Below are 22,492 nucleotides of genomic sequence, written 5' to 3'. Positions count from 1 at the left end.
GGGCACCGGATGGACCGACGGATCTTCGGCCTCGAGACCGAGTACGGGGTGACGTGCGCGGCCGACGACGGCCGTGGCCTCTCCGCGGACGAGGTCGCCCGGTACCTGTTCCGCAAGGTCGTCGCCTGGGGCCGCTCCTCGAACGTCTTCCTGCGCAACGGCTCGCGGCTCTACCTCGACGTCGGGTCGCACCCGGAGTACGCGACCGCCGAGTGCGACGACGTGCGCCAGCTCGTCGCGCACGACCGCGCGGGCGAACGGATGCTCGAGGGCCTCGTGGCCGACGCGCAGCAGCGGCTCGAGCACGAGGGCATCGAGGGCCGGATCCACCTGTTCAAGAACAACACGGACTCCGCCGGGAACTCCTACGGCTGCCACGAGAACTACCTCGTGCGCCGGCAGGGCGACTTCGCCCGGCTGTCCGACGTCCTGGTGCCGTTCCTGATCAGTCGGCAGGTGCTCACCGGCGCGGGCAAGGTGCTCTCGACGCCGCGCGGCGCCACGTACTGCCTCTCCCAGCGTGCGGACCACATCTGGGAGGCCGTCTCGAGCGCGACGACGCGGTCGCGGCCCATCATCAACACGCGTGACGAGCCCCACGCCGACGCCGAGCACTACCGCCGGCTGCACGTGATCGTCGGCGACTCGTCGATGTCGGAGACCACGACCATGCTCAAGGTCGGGGCGACGGACCTCATCCTGCGCATGGTCGAGGCAGGCGTGCCGATGCGGGACATGGCGCTCGACAACCCGATCCGCGCCATCCGCGAGATCAGCCACGACATGACCGGCCTGCACGTCGTGCAGCTCGCCAACGGCCGCACGACGACCGCCGTCGACCTCCAGGAGGAGTACCTGACGCGCGCGAAGGACTTCCTCGCGTCGAACCTCGACCCGACGCCCATCACCAAGCAGGTCGTCGACCTCTGGGAGCGCGGGCTGCGGGCGCTGCGGACGGGTGACCTCTCGCTCGTCGACCGCGAGCTGGACTGGGTGATCAAGTGGCGCGTCCTCGAGCGCTACCGGGCCAAGCACGGGCTCGACCTCGGCGACGCCCGGATCGCCCGCCTCGACCTGGCCTACCACGACATCTCGCGGACCGAGGGGCTCTACAACCTGCTCGCGGCCCGCGGGATGGTCGAGCGGGTCACGACCGACCTCGAGGTCTTCGAGGCGACCGCCACGCCGCCGCAGACGACGCGCGCCAAGCTGCGGGGCGACTTCGTCCGGCGTGCGCAGGAGGCCCGCCGGGACTACACGGTCGACTGGGTCCACCTCAAGCTCAACGACCAGGCGCAGCGCACGGTGCTGTGCAAGGACCCGTTCCGGAGCGTCGACGAGCGGGTCGAGCGGCTGATCGAGTCCATGTGACCTGACCCGCACGGGTCGTGCGGGTCGCTCGGGTGGAGCCGTCGCGCGCCCGGAGCGCCGTAGAGTGTGCGGCCGACAGAGTGTGCCGACCGACAGAGTGTGCCGACCGACAGAGTGTGCCGACCGACAGAGTGTGCCGGCCGACAGAGCGTGCCGGCCGACAGAGCGTGCCGGCCGACTCCGGACGACGAAGGGTGTGACGTGCGACGCCTGCTGGCCGCTGCCCTGGGCAGTGCACTGGGGGCCGTCGTGCTGCTCGCCGGCTGCACGGCGAGCGACGGGGCGCCGCCCGAGGTCCAGGTGACGGGTGAGGCGGGTCGCGCGCCCGTGCTCGGCTACGCGCCGCCGCTCACGATCACGCGCGCCACGTCGGAGGTCGTCTGGCCGGGGGCGGGACCGCGCCTCGTCGACGGCGGCCCGGTGCTCCTGGACTACCGGCTCGAGAACGCGCGGGACGGCTCGCTCGTCGAGGAGACGTACTCGCACGTGCCGACGCCGTTCACGCTGACGCCGGAGAACGTGAGCGAGGACCTCTACGACGCGCTCTCGGGCCAGTCGGTGGGCGCTCGGATCCTGCTGCTCGTCCCGGCGACGTCGAACACGTCGAGCTTTGCGTCGGTCATGGTGGTCGACGTGCTGCCGACGCGCGCCTGGGGCGAGCCGGTCGAGCCGCGCGAGGGGCTGCCCGCCGTGACCCTCGGCGACGGCGGCGAACCCGCCATCGCGGCGCCCCAGGGGGAGCCTCCGAACCAGCTCGTCGTGCAGGCGCTGATCAAGGGCGACGGCGCGCAGGTCGAGGAGGGCGCGACGGTGACGGTCCAGTACACCGGCGTGCGCTGGTCCGACGGCTCGCCGTACGACTCGAGCTGGCAGCAGGGCGGACCCAAGTCCTTCGACCTCGGCACGGGGGTGCTGCCGGGCCTCGCCGACGGGCTGGTCGAGCAGACCGTCGGCAGCCAGGTCATGCTCGTCATCCCGCCGAGCGCCGGGGGCGCGGTCGGTGCCGAGGAGGACACGCTCGTGCTGGTGGTCGACATCCTCGCGGCGAGCAACCCCTCGGACCGCGCGGCAGAGCAGGAGGGTTGACGATGGCGGTCGCGCTGCGAGTGATCCCGTGCCTCGACGTCGACGCGGGCCGCGTCGTCAAGGGCGTGAACTTCGAGAACCTTCGTGACGCCGGCGACCCGGTCGAGCTGGCCCGCCGGTACGACCGCGAGGGCGCAGACGAGGTCACGTTCCTCGACGTGTCCGCCTCGTCGGGCGACCGGGAGACCACGTACGACGTCGTGCGGCGCACCGCCGAGGAGATCTTCGTGCCGCTGACCGTGGGTGGCGGTGTGCGGACCACGCGGGACGTGGACCGGCTGCTGCGGGCGGGCGCCGACAAGGTCGGGGTCAACACCGCTGCGATCGCCCGGCCCGAGCTCATCGCGGAGATCGCCGAGCGCTTCGGCAGCCAGGTCCTCGTGCTCTCCGTCGACGCGCGCCGCGTCACGGGGGAGACCACCACGCCGTCCGGGTACGAGGTCACGACGTACGGCGGACGCCGGGGCACGGGCATCGACGCGGTCGAGTGGGCCGCGCGGGGCGCCGAGCTCGGTGCGGGGGAGATCCTGCTCAACTCGATGGACGCCGACGGGACGACGGCCGGTTTCGACCTCGAGATGCTGCGCGCGGTGCGGGCCCAGGTCGGCGTGCCGCTCATCGCGAGCGGGGGAGCGGGCACTCCCGAGCACTTCGTCGAGGCCGCCCGCTCCGGTGCCGACGCCGTGCTCGCCGCGAGCGTGTTCCACTTCGGTACGCTCACGGTCGGTCAGGTCAAGGACCACCTGCGGGCGGCGGGCGTCGTCGTCCGCTGAGCCCGCCGCCCCGCCCGCCGCCCCGCCCGCCGACGCGTCACGGGCCGCCGGTGGTGCGCTCGAGCTCGGCGACGTCGTCGGGGTCGCCCAGCACGTCGACCCGTGCGGCACGCCCGCGGCCGAACGCGTGCAGGACGAGCTCGGCGACCTCGCCGCGTACGACGACGGTCCCGTGCTCTCCCGTCGGCCGCCGGACCGCGCGCCGCGGGCCGCCCGGGACCACGAGCACGACGCCGACCGGCGCGCGCCGGTACAACAGGGGTGCACTGCGGACCAGGCGGCGCCACAGGGCGTCCACGTGCGCCTGGTCGAGCGGCAGCGGCTCGACCGGGCCGGTGCCCCGGCGCACGTCCTCGGTGTGGACGAAGAACTCGAGGAGGTTCGCGCCCTCGCCGATCCTGGACCAGCTCATGGGGTTGAGCCGACCGGGGCCCGCGGCGACCCGCGAGACGAGGTCGGCATAGCCCTCGGGATCCGTCGCCGGACCCGCGACCTGCTGGATCGCGCGCTCGGTCCGCGCCGCGAGGGCGGGTACCGCGATCCCCGCCGCGGCGGTCGGCTGGGTCTCACGGACGACGACGTGTGCCGCGAGGTGCCGGCTGCGCCAGCCCTCGCACAGCGTCGGTGCGTCGGGGCCCGCCTCGCGGAGGGCGTGTGCGAGCGCGGCGCGCTCGATCTGGTGCCAGGTCACCCCGGCATCGTCGCACGCGGTGCGTGAGATGATCGCGGCACCCCCTGATCCCGTCCGCCCTCAGCCATCCGCCACCCGTCATCAGCGAGGAGCGACGTGCCCGCGCGTCCGACGAGCACGCGGCCCCACACCCTGACCGGGTCGGCCGCACGCAGGTCCGTCCAGCTGATGCTCCGCGGCATCGCCGCCGAGCCGAGGACGTACGTGCTCGCGATCGGCTCGTCGGCCGTGTTCGGCGCAGCGACGGTCGCGGTCAGCCAGGTGGTCGGCGCCGCCACGGACCGCGTGGTCGTCCCCGCGCTGGACGGCTCCTGGACCGCCCGCGACCAGCTGCCGCTCGCGGGCCTGGCGCTCGCCGCCGTGGCGCTCACGCTGGGCGTCGGCGTCGCGCTGCGGCGCATCTTCGCCGGGATCGCCTACGCGGACCTCCAGGCCCGGCACCGACGCCAGGTCACGCGGCAGTACCTCCACCTGCCGATGTCGTGGCACCGCCGGCACCCCACCGGACAGCTGCTGTCCAACGCGAGCTCGGACGTCGAGGCGGCCACGTCGGTCTTCAACCCGCTGCCGTACGCCCTCGGCGTCGCGGTCATGCTCGTGGTGGCGACCGTGTCGCTCGTCCGGGCGGACGGCTGGCTCGCGCTCGCCGCGCTCAGCGTCCTCCCGCTGGCCGTGGTGGCGAATCTCGTCTTCCAGCGGCGGATGTCGCCGGCCATCACGCGCGCGCAGCAGCTGCGCGCCGAGGTGGCCGAGATCGCGCACGAGAGCTTCGAGGCCGCGTTGCTCGTGAAGTCCCTCGGGACGCACGAACGCGAGGGGGAGCGGTTCACCGCACGCACGCACGAGCTGCGTGACGCCAACGTGCGGGTCGGCCGGGTGCGTGCGGTCTTCGACCCGGTCATCGACCTGCTGCCCGGTCTCGGCACGCTCCTCGTCCTGGGTGTGGGCACCGCGCGCGTCCGGGCGGGCGCGGTCGAGACCGGGGACGTGGTCGCCGCCGCGTACCTCCTGACTCTCCTCGCGGTGCCGGTGCGGGCGTTCGGCTGGGTGCTCGGGGAGCTCCCGCGCTCCCTCGTGGGCCATGAGCGGATCTCCCGGGTGATCGACGCTCGTGGCGAGCTCGGGCGAGGGTCGACGCCGCTGCCCGCGACGGGGCGCGACGGCCACGGTGCGCGCGTCGAGCTGCACGACGTCGCCGTGCGCGTCTCGAGCGGCCCGGGCACCGCGGAGCTGCTCACCGGGGTGAGCATCGACGTGCCGGCCGGGCGCACGGTCGCCCTGGTCGGACCGACCGGTGCCGGCAAGACCACCCTCGTGTCCCTCCTCAGCAGGCTCTCGGACCCGACGAGCGGTGCGATCCGGGTCGACGGCGTCGACGTGCGCGAGGTGGCGCCCGCGGACCTGACGCGCAGGGTCGTGCTGGTGGCGCAGGCGACGTTCCTGTTCGAGGACACCGTCCGCGCGAACGTCACGCTGGCTGACGACGGCGACCCCTCGGCGCCGACCGACGACGAGGTGTGGGCCGCGCTGCGGCTCGCGCGCGTGGACGGCGTGGTGGCGCGACTTCCGGGCGGGCTCGACGCGAGGCTCGGGGAGCGCGGCGCCAACCTCTCCGGCGGTCAGCGCCAGCGGCTGGCTCTCGCGCGCGCGCTCGTGCGCCGCCCGCGGGTTCTCGTGCTCGACGACGCGACCTCCGCCGTCGACCCCCGGATCGAGCAGGAGATCCTGCGCGGCCTGCGTGCGCAGGGGCCGACCGGGAGCGGCCCGACGGTGCTGCTGGTCGCCTACCGGATGTCGTCGGTGCTGCTCGCGGACGAGGTGGTCCATCTCGAGGGGGGCCGGGTGGTCGACCGCGGCACGCACGCCGAGCTCCTCGCGCGCGACCGGGGCTACCGGGCGCTGGCCACGGCGTACGAGCAGGAGACCGCGCGCCGGGTCGCGGAGGCCGACCCGGGGACGGCGGACGACGACGTGGCCCAGGCCGCGGTGCGCGACGGCTGACGCCCGTCCACGCCGGGTCGTGGGAGGATCGACGGGTGCCTGACCAGCGTCCTCCTGAGCAGCCTCTTCCTGACCCCTCCGCACGTCCCGCCGGTGCACAGGCCCCTCTCGCTCCCGAGATCGCCGCCCGGCTGAAGCGTGACGACGCCGGCCTGGTCGCCGCCGTCGTGCAGCAGCACGACACCGGCGAGGTGCTCATGCTCGGCTGGATGGACGACGAGGCGCTGCGGCGCACGCTGACCACGGGGCGCGTGACGTTCTGGAGCCGGTCGCGCAACGAGTACTGGCGCAAGGGCGACACGTCGGGTCATGCCCAGTACGTGCGCTCGGTCGCCCTCGACTGCGACGGCGACGCGCTCCTGGTAGGGGTGGACCAGGTCGGGGCGGCGTGCCACACGGGTGCCCGCACGTGCTTCGATGCGGGGGGCGCGCTCGACGCGGTCGTGGGCCGGCGCCCGGACGAGGCAGCCCGATGAGCGCCGCCACGGACCCCCGCACGGGCACGGGCCCCCGTACGGGCACGGACCCCTTCACGGCCGCCGGCCCCCGCACGGGCGACGTGGCCGACGCCGTGGCCGACGTGGCGGCCGACCTCGCCTGGGGCAGCACCTGGCCCTCGCTCGACCGGTTCCGCGGTCTGGCCTCCGAACGCCGCGTGATCCCGGTCGTCCGCCGGCTCCTGGCCGACGACGTCACGCCGGTCGGCCTCTACCGCACCCTGGCGGCGGGTCGTCCGGGCACGTTCATCCTCGAGTCGGCCGAGGGCGACGGGAGCTGGGCGCGGTACTCGTTCGTGGGCGTCGCGTCCCGCGCCACGCTGACCGTCCGCGACGACCAGGCCGTCTGGGTCGGGGACGTGCCCGCAGGGGTCCCGACCGAGGGCAGCCCGATCGACGTCCTCGCCCGCACGCTCGAGGTGCTTCGCACGCCCGCGGTCGCCGGTCTGCCACCCTTGACCGGGGGCCTTGCGGGAGTGCTCGGGTGGGACGTCGTCCGGCACTGGGAGCCCACGCTCCCGGCGGCCGCGCCGGACGAGCTCGGCGTGCCCGAGCTGACACTCTGCCTCGCGTCGGACCTCGCCGTGGTCGACCACCTCGACGGGTCCGTGTGGCTGGTCGCGAACGCGATCAACTTCGACGACACCGACGAGCGGGTCGACGAGGCGCACGCGGACGCGGTGCGCCGGCTCGACGCGATGCAGGACGCGCTCGAGCACCCCGCGCCGCCCGCGACCTCCGTCCTGGTCGACGCTCCCGAGCCGCCGCTCGAGTTCCGCTCGACACGCGCGGAGTTCGAGGCGGCGGTGGCCCGGGGCAAGGAGGCGATCCGGGACGGCGAGGTGTTCCAGGTCGTCGTGTCCCAGCGCCTCGACCTGGACTGCCCGGCCGACCCGATCGACGTGTACCGCGTGCTGCGGACCATCAACCCGAGCCCGTACATGTACTACTTCCAGCTGCGGGACGCGGAGGGCGCCGACTTCGCCGTCGTCGGGTCCAGCCCCGAGACGCTGTGCAAGGTCACCGACGGCCGGGTCGTCACGTTCCCGATCGCCGGCTCACGCCCGCGCGGGGTGACCCCGGCCGAGGACGTCGAGCTCGGCGGGGAGCTGGCGCTCGACCCCAAGGAGCGGGCCGAGCACATCATGCTCGTCGACCTCTCGCGCAACGACCTGGTCAAGGTCTGCGAGCCGGCGAGCGTCGAGGTGATCGAGTTCATGGCCGTGAAGCGGTACAGCCACATCATGCACATCTGCTCGACCGTCGTCGGTGCGCTGCGTCAGGACGCCTCGGCGCTCGACGCGCTGGTCGCCACCTTCCCGGCCGGGACGCTGTCGGGGGCCCCGAAGCCGCGAGCGATGGCGCTGATCGACGAGCTCGAGCCCGCGCGGCGCGGGATCTACGGCGGGACCGCCGGCTACTTCGACTTCGCCGGCAACATGGACATGGCCATCGCCATCCGCACCGCTCTGATCGCACGAGGGCGGGCGAGCGTCCAGGCCGGCGGCGGGATCGTGGCGGACTCGGTGCCTTCGCTCGAGTACGAGGAGTCGCGCAACAAGGCCGCAGCCGCCGTCCGCGCCGTGCAGGTGGCGGCGCGGCTCCGGCGGGTGCGGGGCTGACGGCGCAGTCGCTGGGCACGACCCTCCGACCGGCACGAGAACGCTGCGCTCACCGGCGCTGTGACCGGCGCCACCGCGGTCCCGACGACGACCGCGTCACGTGGGACGCCCCTCTCGCGTGCCGACGACCCCCCCTCGCCCGTGGGGCGATAGGGTTCCGTGAGTCCGCAGACGAAAGGCTCTTCCGTCATGGTCGATCCGTCCCTGGAGCGCTCCGCGCCCCGTTCCGAGACGTCCTACCTCCCGCCCGCCGTGCCCTGGACCAACCACGGGCACACGCTCGCCGCCTGGGTCACCGTGACCCTCGTGCTCGTCGGCGGTGTGGTGTCCGCCGTCGGGGTGATCATCGCCGTGCCGTCGATGGTCTGGGCGGGCCTCGCCGTCGTCCTGGTCGGGTTGGTGGCCGGCAAGGCCCTCCAGGTCGCGGGCTACGGACAGGGTGGCAAGAAGACGCTCGCCAAGCAGGCTCGCGCTCGGGCCGAGGGGCGCGGTCACTGACCGCCTGAGGCCTCGTCCCTTCCCCAGCACGTCCGCGACCGGCCCACGCGCAGGTCGCCCGCTCCCACGGAGGTTCGATGTCGGATCCCAACGCCCCGCAGGACCCGTACGCAGCAGGCCGCGAGCCGGAGCAGCCCGGCACCTCGGGTGGGTCCACCCCCCGTGACACACCGCCGGCCTACGGCTCGCAGCCGCCCCCGTACGGTTCCCCACCACCGGCCTACGGGTCGCAGCCACCGGCCTACGGGTCGCAGCCGCCCGCGTACGGTTCCCAGCCACCGGCCTACGGGTCGCAACCACCGGCCTACGGGTCGCAGCCGCAGTACGGAGCGGGCGACTACTACGGCGGGCCCGGGACGTACCCCAAGAACAGCCTCGCGGTCTGGTCGCTCGTCCTCGCGCTCGTCGGGTTCTTCATCTGCTCCTTCTTCACGGGCATCCCCGCGATCATCGTCGGGAACAAGGCGAAGCGCGCCGCGGCCGAGGGGCAGGCCAACAACCCGGGACTCGCCACCGCGGGCATCGTCATCGGCTGGATCGTCACCGTCCTGGGGGTCCTCGTCGCCATCGGCGTGATCGCGCTCCTCGCCTCGGGCAACTGGGACAGCACGATGAACTACGACTCGGGATTCTGAGCCCGCGCGGTCGCGCTCGGCGCTCCATCGCTCGAACGGCCCGGCCCCGGCCCAGGGGCCGGGCCGTCCTGCGTCCTGCACACCCCGGGTCACTACCGACGTGCCCCGTGCCCGCTCCCACCGGTCTGGGCCGCGCAGGCTGCGGCGGTCTGCGGGCGACCCACGACCTCGTCGGACCGCGCCGGGCGATGCCACCTGCAGCCTCGGACGGACGCCGGTCCCAGCCAGTGGCCTCGCACCAGGTGATCCGGCCGGTCGGCCTACGATGAACCAGGCCCGCGCGCAACCGCGCGGCGATCAGCGAGGGGGAGGTGAGGCGACGATGAGCGTGCTCGACGACATCCTCGCCGGGGTCCGGGAGGACCTCGCCGAACGTGAGGCAGCGACGCCGCTGAGCGCGCTCAAGGAGCGCGCCGCCCGCGTGCCGGAGGCGACGGAGTGCCTGAGCCGGCTCCGCGACGAGCAGGCCGTGGCGGTGATCGCCGAGGTCAAGCGCTCGAGCCCCAGCGCCGGCGCGCTCGCCTCGATCGCCGACCCCGCCGCGCTGGCCGCCGAGTACGAGAAGGGCGGCGCCGCCGTCATCTCCGTGCTGACCGAGCAGCGGCGGTTCCGTGGCTCGCTCGCGGACCTCGATGCGGTGCGTGGCGCGGTCGACATCCCGGTGCTCCGCAAGGACTTCGTCGTCTCGCCGTACCAGATCTGGGAGGCGCGGGCGCACGGCGCCGACCTCGTCCTGCTGATCGTCGCGGCGCTCGAGCAGACGGTTCTCACGTCCTACATCGAGCGGGTCCACTCCCTCGGCATGACGGCCCTCGTCGAGGTCCACGGCCCGGAGGAGGTCGCGCGCGCGGTCGACGCGGGCGCCCGCGTCATCGGGGTCAACGCCCGCAACCTCAAGACGCTCGAGGTCGACCGCGGCACCTTCGCACGGGTCGCCCCGCTGATCCCGGACGGCATCGTCCGCATCGCCGAGTCGGGCGTGCGCGGCCCGCACGACGTGATGGACTTCGCCCGCTCCGGTGCGGACGCCGTGCTGGTGGGCGAGGCGCTCGTGACCGACGACGCCCCGCGCGAGTCGGTCGCGGACCTCGTCGCCGCAGGCGCGCACCCGTCGCTGCGCGCTGTGCGGCACTGACCGAACGAGACCACCAAGGAGCACGCCGTGGAGCTGGACCAGGCACGCCTGCGCGACTCCCTCGCGACGAACGAGGGACCGTACTTCGGGGAGTTCGGGGGTCGGTTCGTCCCGGAGGCGCTCATCGCGGCACTCGACGAGCTCGACCTCGAGTACCAGAAGGCCAAGGTGGACCCGGCGTTCACCGGTGAGCTGATGCGGCTGCACCGCACGTACACCGGCCGGCCGAGCATCGTCACGGAGGTGCCCCGGTTCGCCCAGCACGCCGGGGGTGCACGGGTGATCCTCAAGCGCGAGGACCTCAACCACACGGGGTCGCACAAGATTAACAACGTGCTCGGCCAGGCACTGCTCACCAAGCGCATCGGCAAGACCCGGGTGATCGCCGAGACGGGTGCCGGACAGCACGGGGTCGCGACCGCGACCGCGGCGGCCCTGTTCGACCTCGAGTGCGTGATCTACATGGGCGAGGAGGACACCCGGCGCCAGGCCCTCAACGTCGCACGCATGCGGCTGCTGGGCGCAGAGGTCGTGCCCGTGCGCACCGGCTCGCGCACGCTCAAGGACGCGATCAACGAGGCGCTGCGCGACTGGGTCACGAATGTCGAGACCACCAACTACGTCTTCGGGACGGTCGCGGGTCCGCACCCGTTCCCCGCGATGGTCCGCGACCTCCAGCGCATCATCGGGGAGGAGGCGCGTGAGCAGGTGCTCGACCTGGTCGGCCGGCTGCCCGACGTCGTCGCGGCGTGCGTCGGCGGCGGCTCGAACGCCATCGGGATCTTCCACGCGTTCCTGGACGACCCGGGGGTCCGCCTGCTCGGCCTCGAGGCCGCGGGCGACGGCGTCGACACCGGCCGGCACGCGGCCACCATCACCGCGGGCGCTCCCGGCGTGCTCCACGGCGCACGCTCGTTCCTCCTGCAGGACGAGGACGGCCAGACCATGGAGAGCCACTCGATCTCCGCGGGCCTCGACTACCCCGGCGTCGGCCCTGAGCACTCGTGGCTCGCGAGCATCCACCGCGCCGAGTACCGGCCGATCACCGACGCCCAGGCGATGGACGCGTTCCAGGTGCTCTGCCGCACCGAGGGGATCATCCCGGCCATCGAGTCCGCGCACGCGCTGGCGGGCGCGATCGAGGTCGGTCGCGAGCTCGGCCCCGACGCCGTCGTGCTCGTGAACCTCTCCGGGCGCGGCGACAAGGACGTCGAGACCGCCGCGCGCTGGTTCGACCTGCTCGACGACGACCCTGCCGAGAAGGTCGCCGAGATCCCGGGGGAGCAGCTGTGAGCACGAGCCCTGAGACGAGCCCTGGGACGAGCCGTGAGACGAGCCGTGAGACGAGCAGGGTGACGTCGTCGGCAGGGCCCGCGAGCAGGACTGCGGAGCGCCTCCGGGAGCTGCGGGCCGAGGGCCGCGCGGCCCTCGTGGGATACCTGCCGCTCGGGTTCCCCGACCTCGCGGGCTCGGTCGACGCGGCGAAGGCCATGGTCGCGGCGGGGGTCGACATCGTCGAGATCGGCCTGCCGTACTCCGATCCCGTGATGGACGGGCCCGTCATCCAGAGCGCGGTGGAGCGGGCGTTGGCCGGCGGGACCCGCGTCCGCCAGGTGTTCGGCGCGGTCGAGGAGATCGCCGCGACGGGTGCGCCGGTCCTCGTCATGACGTACTTCAACCCCGTCCTGCGGTACGGGGTCGACGCGTTCGCGCGTGACCTCGCCGCCGCGGGGGGCGCAGGGCTGATCACGCCGGACCTGATCCCGGACGAGGCCGGCGCGTGGATCGAGGCCTCGGACCGGCACGATCTGGACCGCGTGTTCCTCGTCGCGCCGAGCTCGACCCCCGAGCGGCTGGCCTCCACCGCTGCCGCGACGCGGGGCTTCGTGTACGCGGCGTCGACCATGGGCGTCACGGGTGAGCGGACGACGCTCGGGACCCGCGCCGCCGCGCTGGTCGCGGACACCCGCGCCGCCGGCGCGGACCTCGTCTGCGTGGGTCTCGGCGTCTCCCGTCCCGAGCAGGCAGCGGACGTGGCGTCGTTCGCGGACGGCGTGATCGTCGGGACGGCGTTCGTGCGCCCGTTGCTCGAGGCGCAGGACCGTGCGGCGGGCCTGGCTGCGCTCACGAAGGTCGCGGAAGGCCTTGCGGCCGGCGTGCGGTCCGCGGACCGTACGATCGACCGGTGACCTCCCTCCTCGCCGCGCCCACGGTGCTCGTCCCCGCGGCGCTCGTCCCCGCGGTGCTCGTCCCCACGGTGCTCGCGCCGACGGTGCTCCCGCTCGGGATCCCGAGCCCGTCCGAGTCGGTCTGGCAGCTCGGTCCGTTCCCGTTGCGCGCGTACGCCCTCGCGATCCTCGCCGGGATCGCCGTGGCGCTCTGGATCGCGCGCCGCCGTTGGGCCGAGCGCGGCGGCGACCCGGAGACCGTCATCGAGATCGCGTTCTGGGCGGTGCCGTTCGGCATCGTGGGAGGGCGGATCTACCACGTCGTCTCGTCGCCGGACGCGTACTGGGGCCCCGACGGTGACCCGATCAAGGCCCTGTTCATCTGGCAGGGCGGTCTCGGTATCTGGGGGGCGATCGCCTTCGGCGCGGTCGGTGCGTGGATCGGGTGCCGTCGCCAGGGGGTCCGGTTCGCACCGTTCGCGGACACGCTGGCGCCGGCGCTCCTCGTCGCGCAGGCGATCGGTCGGCTGGGGAACTGGTTCAACCAGGAGCTCTTCGGCGCACCGACGACGCTCCCGTGGGGGCTCGAGATCGACCCCGCGGCCCCGACCTTCCCGGACGGCCTCCCGGCCGACACCCTGTTCCACCCGACCTTCCTGTACGAGATGCTGTGGAACCTCGCGGCGGCGGCGCTCCTCGTCTACCTCGACCGGCGTTTCCGGCTCGGCCACGGACGCGTGTTCTGGCTCTACGTGCTGCTCTACAGCGTCGGCCGGCTGTGGATCGAGCTGCTCCGCATCGACCCGGCCGAGCAGGTGCTCGGGCTGCGCCTCAACGTCTGGACCTCGATCGTCGTCGCCCTGGGCGGACTGATAGCCTTCGTGCTGGTCGGACGCCGGCACCCCGGACGCGAGACCACCCTCCTCCTGGACCCAGCAGCGGCCGACGAGGAGCAGAACGCAGCCGAGCGCACCCGCTGATCGCGTGGGGCAGCGCGTCGATGTGCGGTGGAAGGGCTGACGCGACACGTTTCGGCCATGTATCGTCCACCAGGCGTTAGGGCCGACGACGTCCCCACGTTCCCCCAGGTTCAGGCAACATCCCCGACCACCGGTCGGGGACGGTGAGGGCGGTCCCCATGCTCACGTCGTCGAACGTCGCGACCCCGCAGGCTCCCACGCGCCAGGGCCTCTACGACCCCGTGCACGAGCACGATGCGTGCGGCGTCGCCTTCGTCGCCACCCTGCGGGGGACTCCCGGCCGCGACATCGTCGACGCGGGGCTGACGGCGCTGCTCAACCTCGACCACCGCGGCGCGGTCGGGGCGGAGCCGGGCAGCGGAGACGGCGCGGGCATCCTCACGCAGATCCCCGACGCCTTCGTGCGTGACGTTGTCGCGGTCGAGCTCCCGCCGGCGGGGCGGTACGCGATCGGGATGGCCTTCCTGCCCCAGGACGACGGCGCGCGGGCGTCCACGGTCGCCGCCATCGACGCGATCGCCGCCGAGGAGAAGCTCGAGGTGCTCGCGTGGCGCGACGTGCCGGTCACCGCCGACCTCGTGGGCCCGACGGCGCGCGCCTCGATGCCGGTCTTCCGTCACCTCGTGGTCGCGGACCCGGCGGGTGAGCTCGCGGGCCTCGACCTCGACCGGCGTGCGTTCCGCCTGCGGCGTCGCGCCGAGCGCGAGACCGGCGTCTACTTCGCGTCCCTGTCGGCGCGCACCCTGACCTACAAGGGCATGCTCACGACCGCGCAGCTCGAGCCGTTCTTCCCCGACCTCTCCGACCCGCGCTACGCGAGCGAGCTGGCCCTGGTCCACTCGCGGTTCTCCACCAACACCTTCCCGTCCTGGCCGCTCGCCCAGCCGTTCCGGCTGATCGCGCACAACGGCGAGATCAACACGGTCAAGGGGAACCGCAACTGGATGGCTGCGCGCGAGAGCACGCTCGCGACCGACGCCCTCGGCGACCTCGCGCCGGTCCTGCCGGTGTGCAGCGAGGGTGCCAGCGACTCGGCGAGCTTCGACGAGGTGCTCGAGCTGCTGCACCTCGCGGGCCGCTCGCTGCCGCACGCGGTGCTGATGATGATTCCCGAGGCGTGGGAGAACCACGCCGAGATGGACCCGGCTCGCCGGGCGTTCTACGAGTACCACGCGAGCCTCATGGAGCCCTGGGACGGGCCCGCCTGCCTGCACTTCACGGACGGCACGCTCATCGGCGCGGTGCTCGACCGCAACGGGCTGCGACCGGGCCGGTACTGGGTCACCGAGGACGGGCTCGTCGTGCTCGCCTCGGAGGCCGGCGTGCTCGACCTCGACCCGGCCACCGTCGTGCGCAAGGGACGGCTCGAGCCGGGCCGCATGTTCCTCGTGGACACCGGTGCGGGCCGCATCGTCGAGGACGAGGAGATCAAGGCCCAGCTCGCCGCTCAGCGCCCGTACGCGCAGTGGGTCGAGGAGAACGCGGTCGCGCTCCCCGACCTCCCGGAGCGCGAGCACGTGGCGCACTCGCGGGCGTCGGTGCACCGTCGTCAGCGCGCGTTCGGGTACACCGAGGAGGACCTCAAGGTCCTGCTCGGCCCCATGGCGGCGTCCGGTGGCGAGCCGCTGGGCGCAATGGGCTCGGACACGCCGCTCGCCGTGCTGTCGAACCGCCCGCGCCTTCTGTTCGACTACTTCGCGCAGATGTTCGCGCAGGTGACGAACCCGCCCCTCGACGCCATCCGCGAGGAGCTGGTCACCTCCATCGGCGGCGCCATCGGTCCCGAGCCGAACCTGCTCGCGGACTCGCCCGAGCACGCACGCAAGCTCGTGCTGCCGTTCCCGGTCATCGACAACGACGAGCTCGCCAAGATCTCGCGGATCCACCGCGACCCGCGGATGGAGGGCATCTTCCGCGCGGTGACGATCCGCGGCCTGTACCGCGTGCGCGGCGGCGGGCAGGCGCTCGAGCGGCGCCTCGAGGAGATCTTCGCCGAGGTCGACGCCGCCGTGGAGGCCGGCGTCAGCTTCGTCGTGCTCTCCGACCGTGACGGGGACGCGGACCTGGCCGCGATCCCCTCGTTGCTCCTGTCGAGCGCGGTGCACCACCACCTGCTGCGTCGTCGGATGCGTACCCGCGTCTCGCTGGTCGTGGAGGCCGGCGACGTCCGCGAGGTGCACCACGTCGCGCTGCTCATCGGTTACGGCGCCGCCGCGGTGAACCCGTACCTCGCCATGGAGTCCGTCGAGGACCTGGCGCGCGCCGGCTACCTGCCCGTCTCGCCCGAGCGCGCGGTGGCGAACCTCATCAAGGCGCTCGGCAAGGGCGTGCTCAAGGTCATGAGCAAGATGGGGATCTCGACCATCGCCTCCTACCGCGGCGCCCAGGTGTTCGAGGTGATCGGCCTCTCCGAGGACCTCGTGGCCCAGTACTTCGCCGGGACGACGAGCCGGCTCGGCGGCGTCGGCCTCGACGTCGTCGCGGCCGAGGTGGCCGCCCGGCACGCCGACGCCTACCCCCGCAGCGGCAACCGGCTCCCGCACCGGCGCCTCGCGGTGGGCGGTGAGTACCAGTGGCGTCGCGACGGCGAGGACCACCTGTTCGACCCCGAGACGGTCTTCCGGCTCCAGCACTCGACGCGCACGCGCCGGTTCGACGTGTTCCGCGAGTACACGCGGCACGTCGACGACCAGTCGCGCCGGCTCATGACGCTGCGGGGACTGCTCACGTTCAAGGACGGTGCGCGGCCCGCGGTGCCGCTCGACGAGGTCGAGCCCGTGAGCGAGATCGTCAAGCGCTTCAACACCGGCGCGATGTCCTACGGCTCGATCTCTGCCGAGGCGCACGAGACGCTCGCCGTCGCGATGAACGCCCTCGGTGGGCGGTCCAACACCGGCGAGGGCGGCGAGGACCCCGCGCGGCTGCGCGACCCGTTGCGCCGCAGCGCCATCAAGCAGGTCGCGTCGGGCCGGTTCGGGGTCACCGCGGACTACCTGACGAACGCCGACGACCTGCAGATCAAGATGGCGCAGGGCGCCAAGCCGGGGGAGGGCGGGCAGCTGCCCGGTCACAAGGTCTCGCCCGCCATCGCCGCGACGCGGCACTCGACCCCCGGCGTCGGCCTCATCTCGCCGCCGCCGCACCACGACATCTACTCGATCGAGGACCTCGCCCAGCTCATCCACGACCTCAAGAACGCGAACCCCGCGGCCCGGGTGCACGTCAAGCTCGTGAGCCAGGTCGGCGTCGGCACGGTCGCGACGGGTGTCTCCAAGGCGCACGCCGACGTCGTCCTCATCTCGGGGCACGACGGCGGCACGGGCGCGAGCCCGCTCACCTCGCTCAAGCACGCGGGCGGTCCGTGGGAGATCGGTCTGGCCGACACCCAGCAGACGCTCGTGCTCAACGGGCTGCGCGACCGGATCGTCGTGCAGGTGGACGGGCAGATGAAGACCGGGCGCGACGTCGTGGTCGCCGCGCTGCTCGGAGCGGAGGAGTTCGGCTTCGCCACCGCGCCGCTCGTCGTCTCAGGCTGCGTGATGATGCGGGTCTGTCACCTCGACACCTGCCCGGTCGGCGTCGCGACCCAGAACCCCGAGCTCCGGGCGCGCTTCACCGGCAAGCCCGAGTTCGTCGTCACGTTCTTCGAGTTCATCGCGCAGGAGGTCCGCGAACACCTCGCGGCGCTGGGTTTCCGCAGCATCGAGGAGGCGGTCGGCCACGTCGACGCGCTCGACACCCGTGCCGCCATCGACCACTGGAAGGCCGACGGCCTGGACCTCGCGCCGGTCCTGTCGGCGCCACGGCCGCGCGACGGCGGCGCGCTGCGCAACACCGGTCAGCAGGACCACGGACTCGCGAAGGCTCTCGACAACCGCCTGATCACCTTGGCCGTGGACGCGCTCGAGCGGCGCGAGCCGGTGCGGATCGACCTGCCCGTACGGAACGTCAACCGCACGGTCGGCACGATGCTGGGGCACGAGGTCACCAAGCGGTACGGGGCGGCCGGCCTGCCGGACGGCACGATCGACCTCACGCTGACGGGGTCGGCCGGCCAGTCGCTCGGCGCGTTCCTGCCCGCGGGCATCACGATCCGCCTGTACGGCGACGCGAACGACTACGTCGGCAAGGGGCTCTCAGGAGGCCGGATCGTCGTCCGGCCGGACCGGTCCGCGGTGCTGACGGGGGACCTCGACGTGATCGCGGGCAACGTCATCGGCTACGGCGCGACGTCGGGCGAGATCTTCCTGCGCGGCGTCGTCGGCGAGCGGTTCGCCGTCCGCAACTCGGGGGCGACCCTCGTCGTCGAGGGGGTGGGCGACCACGGCTGCGAGTACATGACCGGTGGCACGGTGGTCGTGCTCGGCCGGACCGGACGCAACTTCGCGGCCGGCATGTCGGGCGGGACGGCCTACGTGCTCGACCTGCGGCCGGGCTCGGTGAACGGACCTGCGGTGGCCTCGGGAGAGGTGACGCTCGAGCCGCTCGCGGAGCCCGACGTCGGCCGGGTCGAGCACCTCCTGAGGCGGCACCACGAGGAGACCGGGTCGCCGGTCGCCGAGGAGCTCCTCGCCGACCCGGACGCGATCCGGACGCGCTTCACGCGCGTGCTGCCGACCGAGTACGCCCGCATGACGCTCGCGATGGCGCAGGTCGAGGCGGAAGGCCTCGACCCGGCCGCGCCCGGCGTGTGGGAGCACATCCTGGAGGTGTCCCGTGGCTGACCCCCGTGGCTTCCTGAAGGTCCGCGAGCGGGAGCTCCCGCCGAACCGTCCGGTGCCGGTCCGGCTGCTCGACTGGCGTGAGGTCCACGAGCACCGCGCGGGCAACCCCGACGACATCCTCGTGCTCGGGCGGCAGGCCGGCCGGTGCATGGACTGCGGCATCCCGTTCTGCCACCAGGGCTGCCCGCTCGGCAACCTGATCCCCGACTGGAACGACCTGACCCGCCAGCAGCAGTGGGGCGACGCGATCGAGCGCCTGCACGCGACCAACAACTTCCCGGAGTTCACCGGCCGCATCTGCCCGGCCCCGTGCGAGTCGGCCTGCGTCCTGGGGATCAACCAGCCCCCGGTGACGATCAAGCAGATCGAGGTCTCGATCATCGACGAGGCGTTCGACCGCGGGCTCGTCACGCCGCAGGTCCCGCACCGTCTGAGCGGGGCGACGGTCGCCGTCGTCGGCTCCGGCCCCGCCGGGCTCGCCGCCGCGCAGCAGCTCACGCGTGCCGGCCACACGGTCGCGGTGTACGAGCGCGACGACGCGATCGGTGGCCTCCTGCGCTACGGCGTGCCCGACTTCAAGCTCGAGAAGTCGCACATCGACCGGCGTCTGGATCAGATGAAGGCCGAGGGCACCCGGTTCCGGCCGGGCATCGAGATCGGTCGCGACCTCACCTGGGACGAGCTCCGGGCCCGGTACGACGCCGTCGTGGTCGCCACCGGCGCGACCGTCCCGCGGGAGCTCCCGCTGCCCGGGCGCGAGCTCGAGGGCATCCACTTCGCGATGGAGTACCTGCACCAGTCGAACGCCGTGGTGGCGGGCCGTGAGGTCGCCGACCAGATCGTGGCGACCGGGAAGCACGTCGTGATCATCGGCGGCGGCGACACCGGGTCCGACTGCCTGGGGACCGCGCTGCGCCAGCAGGCCGCCTCGGTCACCACGCTGGCCATCGGCAAGCAGCCGCCGACGGACCGGCCGCAGCACCAGCCGTGGCCGACCGACCCGCTCGTGTTCGAGGTGTCGAGCTCGCACGAGGAGGGCGGCGAGCGGGACTTCCTCGCCTCGACCGTCGCGTTCGTGGGCGGCTCGGGGGACGACGCCGGGCACGTGCGCGCGCTGCGTCTGGCGACCACGGAGTACCTCGCGGACGGCCGACGCGTCCCGATGGCCGGCACGGAGCGGGAGATCCCGGCGGACCTGGTCCTGGTCGCGATGGGCTTCACCGGCCCCGAGACGGCCGAGCTGGTCGAGCAGACCGGTGCGGACCTGACCGGGCGGGGACTCGTCGCACGCGGGGACGACTACGCGACGAGCGTCCCCGGCGTCTTCGTGGCCGGCGACGCCGGCCGCGGCCAGTCCCTCATCGTGTGGGCGATCGCGGAGGGCCGCGCGGCCGCCGCCTCGGTCGACGCCTACCTCTCGGGAGCCACGGAGCTGCCCTTCCCCGTCACCGCGAGCACCGTCGCGCTGCGCCCCTGAGGCACGCTGAGCGGCGACCCGAGGGCACCTGTCCCGGCTCGCCGGCCGAGGTGAAGGGCTTAGGCTCGTCACCATGCGCAGAGCGAAGATCGTCAGCACCATCGGGCCCGCGACGGAGTCCGCCGAGCAGATCCAGGCCCTCGTGGACGCGGGGATGGACGTCGCTCGTCTCAACCGGAGCCACGGCGACACCGAGGTCCACGAGCGGGTGTACAACAACGTCCGTGCCGCCGCCAAGGCATCGGGCCGCTCGGTGGCCGTGCTGGTGGACCTGCAGGGCCCGAAGATCCGGCTCGGCCGGTTCGCCGACGGCAAGCACGAGCTCCAGACCGGCGACACGTTCACCATCACGACCGAGGATGTCCCGGGTACCAAGGAGCTCGTCTCCACGACCCACAAGGGGCTCCCGGAGGACGCGCGGGTGGGCGACCCGATCCTCATCGACGACGGTCGCGTGCTCGTGCGGGTCACGGCGGTCGAGGGTCAGCGGGTCGTCACGCGGGTCGAGGTCGGCGGGCCCGTCTCGAACAACAAGGGGCTCAACCTCCCCGGCGTCGCCGTGTCGGTCCCCGCGATGTCCGACAAGGACGAGAGCGACCTGCGCTGGGCGCTCCGCGTGGGCGCCGACCTCATCGCGCTGTCGTTCGTGCGGACGGCAGCCGACTACGACGACGTGCGCCGCATCATGGAGGACGAGGGGCGGATCATCCCGGTCATCGCCAAGATCGAGAAGCCGCAAGCCGTCGACAACCTCGTCGAGATCGTCGACGCCTTCGACGGGATCATGGTGGCCCGTGGCGACCTCGGCGTGGAGCTGCCGCTCGAGCAGGTGCCGCTCGTCCAGAAGCGCGCCGTCGAGCTCGCGCGTCGCAACGCGAAGCCCGTCATCGTGGCGACCCAGGTGCTGGAGTCGATGATCTCGGCGCCCCGCCCGACGCGCGCGGAGGCCTCGGACTGCGCCAACGCGGTGCTCGACGGCGCCGATGCGGTGATGCTGTCGGGCGAGACGAGCGTGGGGGAGTACCCGATCGAGGCCGTGCGCACCATGGCGCGGATCATCGAGAACACCGAGGAGTTCGGTGCCGAGCGGATCGCACCGCTCGGGTCGAGCCCGCACACCCGAGGCGGGGCCATCACCCGGGCGGCGGCCGAGATCGGCGAGACGCTCGAGGTCAAGTACCTCGTGACGTTCACGCAGTCGGGCGACTCGGCCCGCCGTATGTCCCGGCTGCGCTCCCGGATCCCGCTGCTCGCGTTCACCCCGGTCACGACCGTCCGCAACGTCCTGTCGCTGAGCTGGGGGGTGCAGAGCTACGAGGTCGCCGCGGTCGACGACACCGACGCGATGGTGCAGCAGGTGGACCAGACACTGCGGGCCCACGGGCTGGCCGAGCTGGGCGACTACGTCGTGATCGTCTCGGGCGCGCCGGTCGGCGTCCCGGGAACGACCAACTCGATCCTGGTGCACAAGATCGGCGAGGAGTCGGGCCACCCGCGCGTCTGACCCGACGAGAACGCGTCCGACCAGACGACCACGCGTGACGAGGCCCCCGGAGGACCGGGGGCCACGTCACGCGTCGGGTGCTACTTCTTCCCGCCGGCCGACTTCGTCTTCGCGCCGGTGCTCCGCGCCTTCGCGCCGGCCTGCGCGGCCGAGCCCTTCTCGGTGGTCGAGCCCTCGGTGCTGAGGGCGCCCCCCGAGGACTCGAGGTGCGCGCGGACGAACCAGTGGAACAGCTCGAGCTCGTGCAGGTGCCCGACGAGCAGGTCGCCCGTCACGGTGTCGATCTCCTCGGTCTCCTCGGCCGCCGCGCGGTGGGCCGAGATGACGCCCTGGTAGACGGTGTCGAGAGCGCCGAGGTGCTCGATGGCGCCCGCGCGCCCGATCGAGTAGTCGTCCCAGGTGCGTTCCGCGACGAGCGCCCCCGGCGTCCCGCGCGGCGGCACCCCGAGCGTCGCGATGCGCTCGGCGACCGCGTCGACCATCGCGCGGACGGCCTCGACCTGCGGGTCGAGCATCTCGTGCACCGCGATGAAGTGCGGTCCGACCACGTTCCAGTGGATGTGCTTGAGCGTCAGCGCGAGGTCGTTCAACGCGTTCAGGCGGTCCTGCAGGATCACGGCTGTGCGGGCGCCCTCCTCCGGCGTGAGGGACGGGACGGTGAACCGGGGCAGATCCGTGCGAGCCATGTGCTGTCCTCCAGTCGAGCGGTGCGCACGACGGCGCAGTACGACGTCGGGGCGGGCGGTGCCTGCGCCCCGCCGCCATCCTGACCCGGATCGGCGACCGTCGCGCGGCGAGCGACCGGGAGCGACCGCGAGCGGCGGCGGGCGACGTCGAGCGGCGGCGGGCGGTGCGGACGCGGCGGGACGCGGAGAGTGACGCGGATGCGCAGGGCCGCTGCGCACGGTAGACCTGGGCCCATGAGCACCCCGACGCCACCCGCGGCGCACGCGGGGCAGCCTGTCGTCGACCCGGCGGTCGAGGGGGACGACGAGAACCTCGTGGAGCCTGAGGGCGTGAACGCCGGCGGTCGCCCGGACGCGCCGCCGAAGGACTCCCGACCCGGCGTGGACGCACCGCCCGGCGAGCACGACGTCCGAGCCGGCGGACACGCCGCGCAGGCACCACGGTCGCTCACCGAGTCGGAGGCCCGCTGGCACGAGCACGAGAGCTCGGGGGCCGGCTGGGACTCGCAGGACAGCATCTGACCCAAATCCGCGAGTAGTGGCGCGTCAGGGGTCTTGGTGACCCGTTTGCGGGTCTTGTTGCGGTTTCCGGTAGCGGGGCGTGACCGGGTCCCGGCTGGCGCGTCGGGTGCGGGTTTCCAGGC

At 73.2% G+C, this 22,492-nt stretch carries 18 protein-coding genes; 16 read left to right on the top strand and 2 right to left on the bottom strand.

Features of this window, described 5'->3' with window-relative positions; all coding sequences use genetic code 11:
• Positions 1 to 9: 9 nt before the first annotated feature.
• From pafA to hisF, 3 genes are all read left to right on the top strand, one after another.
• Complete coding sequence (gene pafA, locus HIR71_RS10910) at positions 10 to 1,371, top strand: Pup--protein ligase (protein ID WP_169325096.1); 1,362 nt, start codon at positions 10 to 12, stop codon at positions 1,369 to 1,371.
• Positions 1,372 to 1,572: 201 nt separating this feature from the next.
• A complete protein-coding gene (locus HIR71_RS10905) occupies positions 1,573 to 2,457 on the top strand; it encodes an FKBP-type peptidyl-prolyl cis-trans isomerase (RefSeq protein ID WP_169325095.1) in 885 nt (294 codons plus the stop codon).
• A 2-nt stretch (positions 2,458 to 2,459) separates the two neighbouring features.
• Positions 2,460 to 3,230 carry an imidazole glycerol phosphate synthase subunit HisF gene (hisF, locus tag HIR71_RS10900; protein ID WP_169325094.1) on the top strand — a complete coding sequence of 257 codons (771 nt, stop codon included), beginning with the start codon at positions 2,460 to 2,462 and terminating at the stop codon, positions 3,228 to 3,230.
• A gap of 37 nt (positions 3,231 to 3,267) precedes the next feature.
• Here hisF and HIR71_RS10895 read toward each other — a convergent pair whose 3' ends face one another.
• Positions 3,268 to 3,921, bottom strand: coding sequence for a TIGR03085 family metal-binding protein (locus HIR71_RS10895; RefSeq protein WP_169325093.1), 654 nt, complete (start codon positions 3,919 to 3,921; stop codon positions 3,268 to 3,270).
• Positions 3,922 to 4,017: 96 nt separating this feature from the next.
• Here HIR71_RS10895 and HIR71_RS10890 point away from each other — a divergent pair, with 96 nt between their 5' ends.
• From HIR71_RS10890 to pyk, 12 genes are all read left to right on the top strand, one after another.
• Positions 4,018 to 5,922: an ABC transporter ATP-binding protein gene (locus tag HIR71_RS10890; protein ID WP_396031441.1), complete on the top strand. Its 1,905-nt coding sequence runs from the start codon at positions 4,018 to 4,020 to the stop codon at positions 5,920 to 5,922.
• Between the two features lie 35 nt (positions 5,923 to 5,957).
• Complete coding sequence (gene hisI, locus HIR71_RS10885; protein WP_169325092.1) at positions 5,958 to 6,398, top strand: phosphoribosyl-AMP cyclohydrolase; 441 nt, start codon at positions 5,958 to 5,960, stop codon at positions 6,396 to 6,398.
• Positions 6,395 to 8,041 (top strand): anthranilate synthase component I, encoded by a 1,647-nt coding sequence (locus tag HIR71_RS10880; protein ID WP_169325091.1) that lies wholly within the window; start codon positions 6,395 to 6,397, stop codon positions 8,039 to 8,041. The genes hisI and HIR71_RS10880 overlap by 4 nt, the downstream gene beginning before the upstream one ends.
• Positions 8,042 to 8,230: 189 nt before the next feature.
• Positions 8,231 to 8,539, top strand: a complete 309-nt coding sequence (locus HIR71_RS10875) for an HGxxPAAW family protein (protein WP_169325090.1) — start codon at positions 8,231 to 8,233, stop codon at positions 8,537 to 8,539.
• 77 nt (positions 8,540 to 8,616) lie between these two features.
• Positions 8,617 to 9,174, top strand: coding sequence for a DUF4190 domain-containing protein (locus tag HIR71_RS10870; protein WP_169325089.1), 558 nt, complete (start codon positions 8,617 to 8,619; stop codon positions 9,172 to 9,174).
• A gap of 322 nt (positions 9,175 to 9,496) precedes the next feature.
• The gene (gene trpC, locus HIR71_RS10865) at positions 9,497 to 10,309 is read left to right on the top strand and encodes an indole-3-glycerol phosphate synthase TrpC (protein WP_169325088.1); all 813 of its coding nucleotides are present in this window, start codon (positions 9,497 to 9,499) and stop codon (positions 10,307 to 10,309) included.
• 27 nt (positions 10,310 to 10,336) lie between these two features.
• Positions 10,337 to 11,602, top strand: a complete 1,266-nt coding sequence (gene trpB / locus HIR71_RS10860) for a tryptophan synthase subunit beta (protein ID WP_311836224.1) — start codon at positions 10,337 to 10,339, stop codon at positions 11,600 to 11,602.
• 59 nt (positions 11,603 to 11,661) lie between these two features.
• On the top strand, positions 11,662 to 12,498 hold the full coding sequence (gene trpA, locus HIR71_RS10855) for a tryptophan synthase subunit alpha (protein WP_311836223.1): 837 nt from the start codon (positions 11,662 to 11,664) through the stop codon (positions 12,496 to 12,498).
• 68 nt (positions 12,499 to 12,566) lie between these two features.
• On the top strand, positions 12,567 to 13,457 hold the full coding sequence (lgt, locus tag HIR71_RS10850; protein ID WP_311836236.1) for a prolipoprotein diacylglyceryl transferase: 891 nt from the start codon (positions 12,567 to 12,569) through the stop codon (positions 13,455 to 13,457).
• A 158-nt stretch (positions 13,458 to 13,615) separates the two neighbouring features.
• Positions 13,616 to 18,181 carry a glutamate synthase large subunit gene (gene gltB, locus HIR71_RS10845; RefSeq protein WP_169325086.1) on the top strand — a complete coding sequence of 1,522 codons (4,566 nt, stop codon included), beginning with the start codon at positions 13,616 to 13,618 and terminating at the stop codon, positions 18,179 to 18,181.
• Positions 18,174 to 19,658: a glutamate synthase subunit beta gene (locus tag HIR71_RS10840; protein ID WP_169325085.1), complete on the top strand. Its 1,485-nt coding sequence runs from the start codon at positions 18,174 to 18,176 to the stop codon at positions 19,656 to 19,658. The genes gltB and HIR71_RS10840 overlap by 8 nt, the downstream gene beginning before the upstream one ends.
• Positions 19,659 to 19,731: 73 nt before the next feature.
• The gene (pyk, locus tag HIR71_RS10835) at positions 19,732 to 21,162 is read left to right on the top strand and encodes a pyruvate kinase (RefSeq protein ID WP_169325084.1); all 1,431 of its coding nucleotides are present in this window, start codon (positions 19,732 to 19,734) and stop codon (positions 21,160 to 21,162) included.
• Between the two features lie 80 nt (positions 21,163 to 21,242).
• Here the strand turns inward: pyk and HIR71_RS10830 are convergent, their stop codons facing one another.
• Entirely contained in the window at positions 21,243 to 21,848 is a 606-nt protein-coding gene (locus tag HIR71_RS10830) for a Dps family protein (RefSeq protein WP_169325083.1), read from the bottom strand.
• Between the two features lie 234 nt (positions 21,849 to 22,082).
• Here HIR71_RS10830 and HIR71_RS10825 point away from each other — a divergent pair, with 234 nt between their 5' ends.
• Positions 22,083 to 22,370, top strand: a complete 288-nt coding sequence (locus HIR71_RS10825) for a hypothetical protein (protein ID WP_169325082.1) — start codon at positions 22,083 to 22,085, stop codon at positions 22,368 to 22,370.
• The last annotated feature ends 122 nt before the right edge of the window (positions 22,371 to 22,492 follow it).

Origin of the sequence: Cellulomonas fimi, assembly GCF_012952065.1 — a bacterium.
GTDB classification, from domain to species: domain Bacteria; phylum Actinomycetota; class Actinomycetes; order Actinomycetales; family Cellulomonadaceae; genus Pengzhenrongella; species Pengzhenrongella fimi_A.
Note: the sequence above shows the minus strand (reverse complement) of the source record. Positions and strands in the feature narration are given on the sequence as shown.

Excerpts from the sequence above, each read along its gene's own strand:
- HIR71_RS10875 (WP_169325090.1), top strand. The coding sequence starts at position 8,231 with ATGGTCGATCCGTCCCTGGAGCGCTCCGCGCCCCGTTCCGAGACGTCC.
- hisF (WP_169325094.1), top strand. The coding sequence starts at position 2,460 with ATGGCGGTCGCGCTGCGAGTGATCCCGTGCCTCGACGTCGACGCGGGC.
- pyk (WP_169325084.1), top strand. The coding sequence starts at position 19,732 with ATGCGCAGAGCGAAGATCGTCAGCACCATCGGGCCCGCGACGGAGTCC.
- HIR71_RS10880 (WP_169325091.1), top strand. The coding sequence starts at position 6,395 with ATGAGCGCCGCCACGGACCCCCGCACGGGCACGGGCCCCCGTACGGGC.
- HIR71_RS10830 (WP_169325083.1), bottom strand. The coding sequence starts at position 21,848 with ATGGCTCGCACGGATCTGCCCCGGTTCACCGTCCCGTCCCTCACGCCG.
- trpC (WP_169325088.1), top strand. The coding sequence starts at position 9,497 with ATGAGCGTGCTCGACGACATCCTCGCCGGGGTCCGGGAGGACCTCGCC.
- gltB (WP_169325086.1), top strand. The coding sequence starts at position 13,616 with ATGCTCACGTCGTCGAACGTCGCGACCCCGCAGGCTCCCACGCGCCAG.
- HIR71_RS10825 (WP_169325082.1), top strand. The coding sequence starts at position 22,083 with ATGAGCACCCCGACGCCACCCGCGGCGCACGCGGGGCAGCCTGTCGTC.
- pafA (WP_169325096.1), top strand. The coding sequence starts at position 10 with ATGGACCGACGGATCTTCGGCCTCGAGACCGAGTACGGGGTGACGTGC.
- HIR71_RS10870 (WP_169325089.1), top strand. The coding sequence starts at position 8,617 with ATGTCGGATCCCAACGCCCCGCAGGACCCGTACGCAGCAGGCCGCGAG.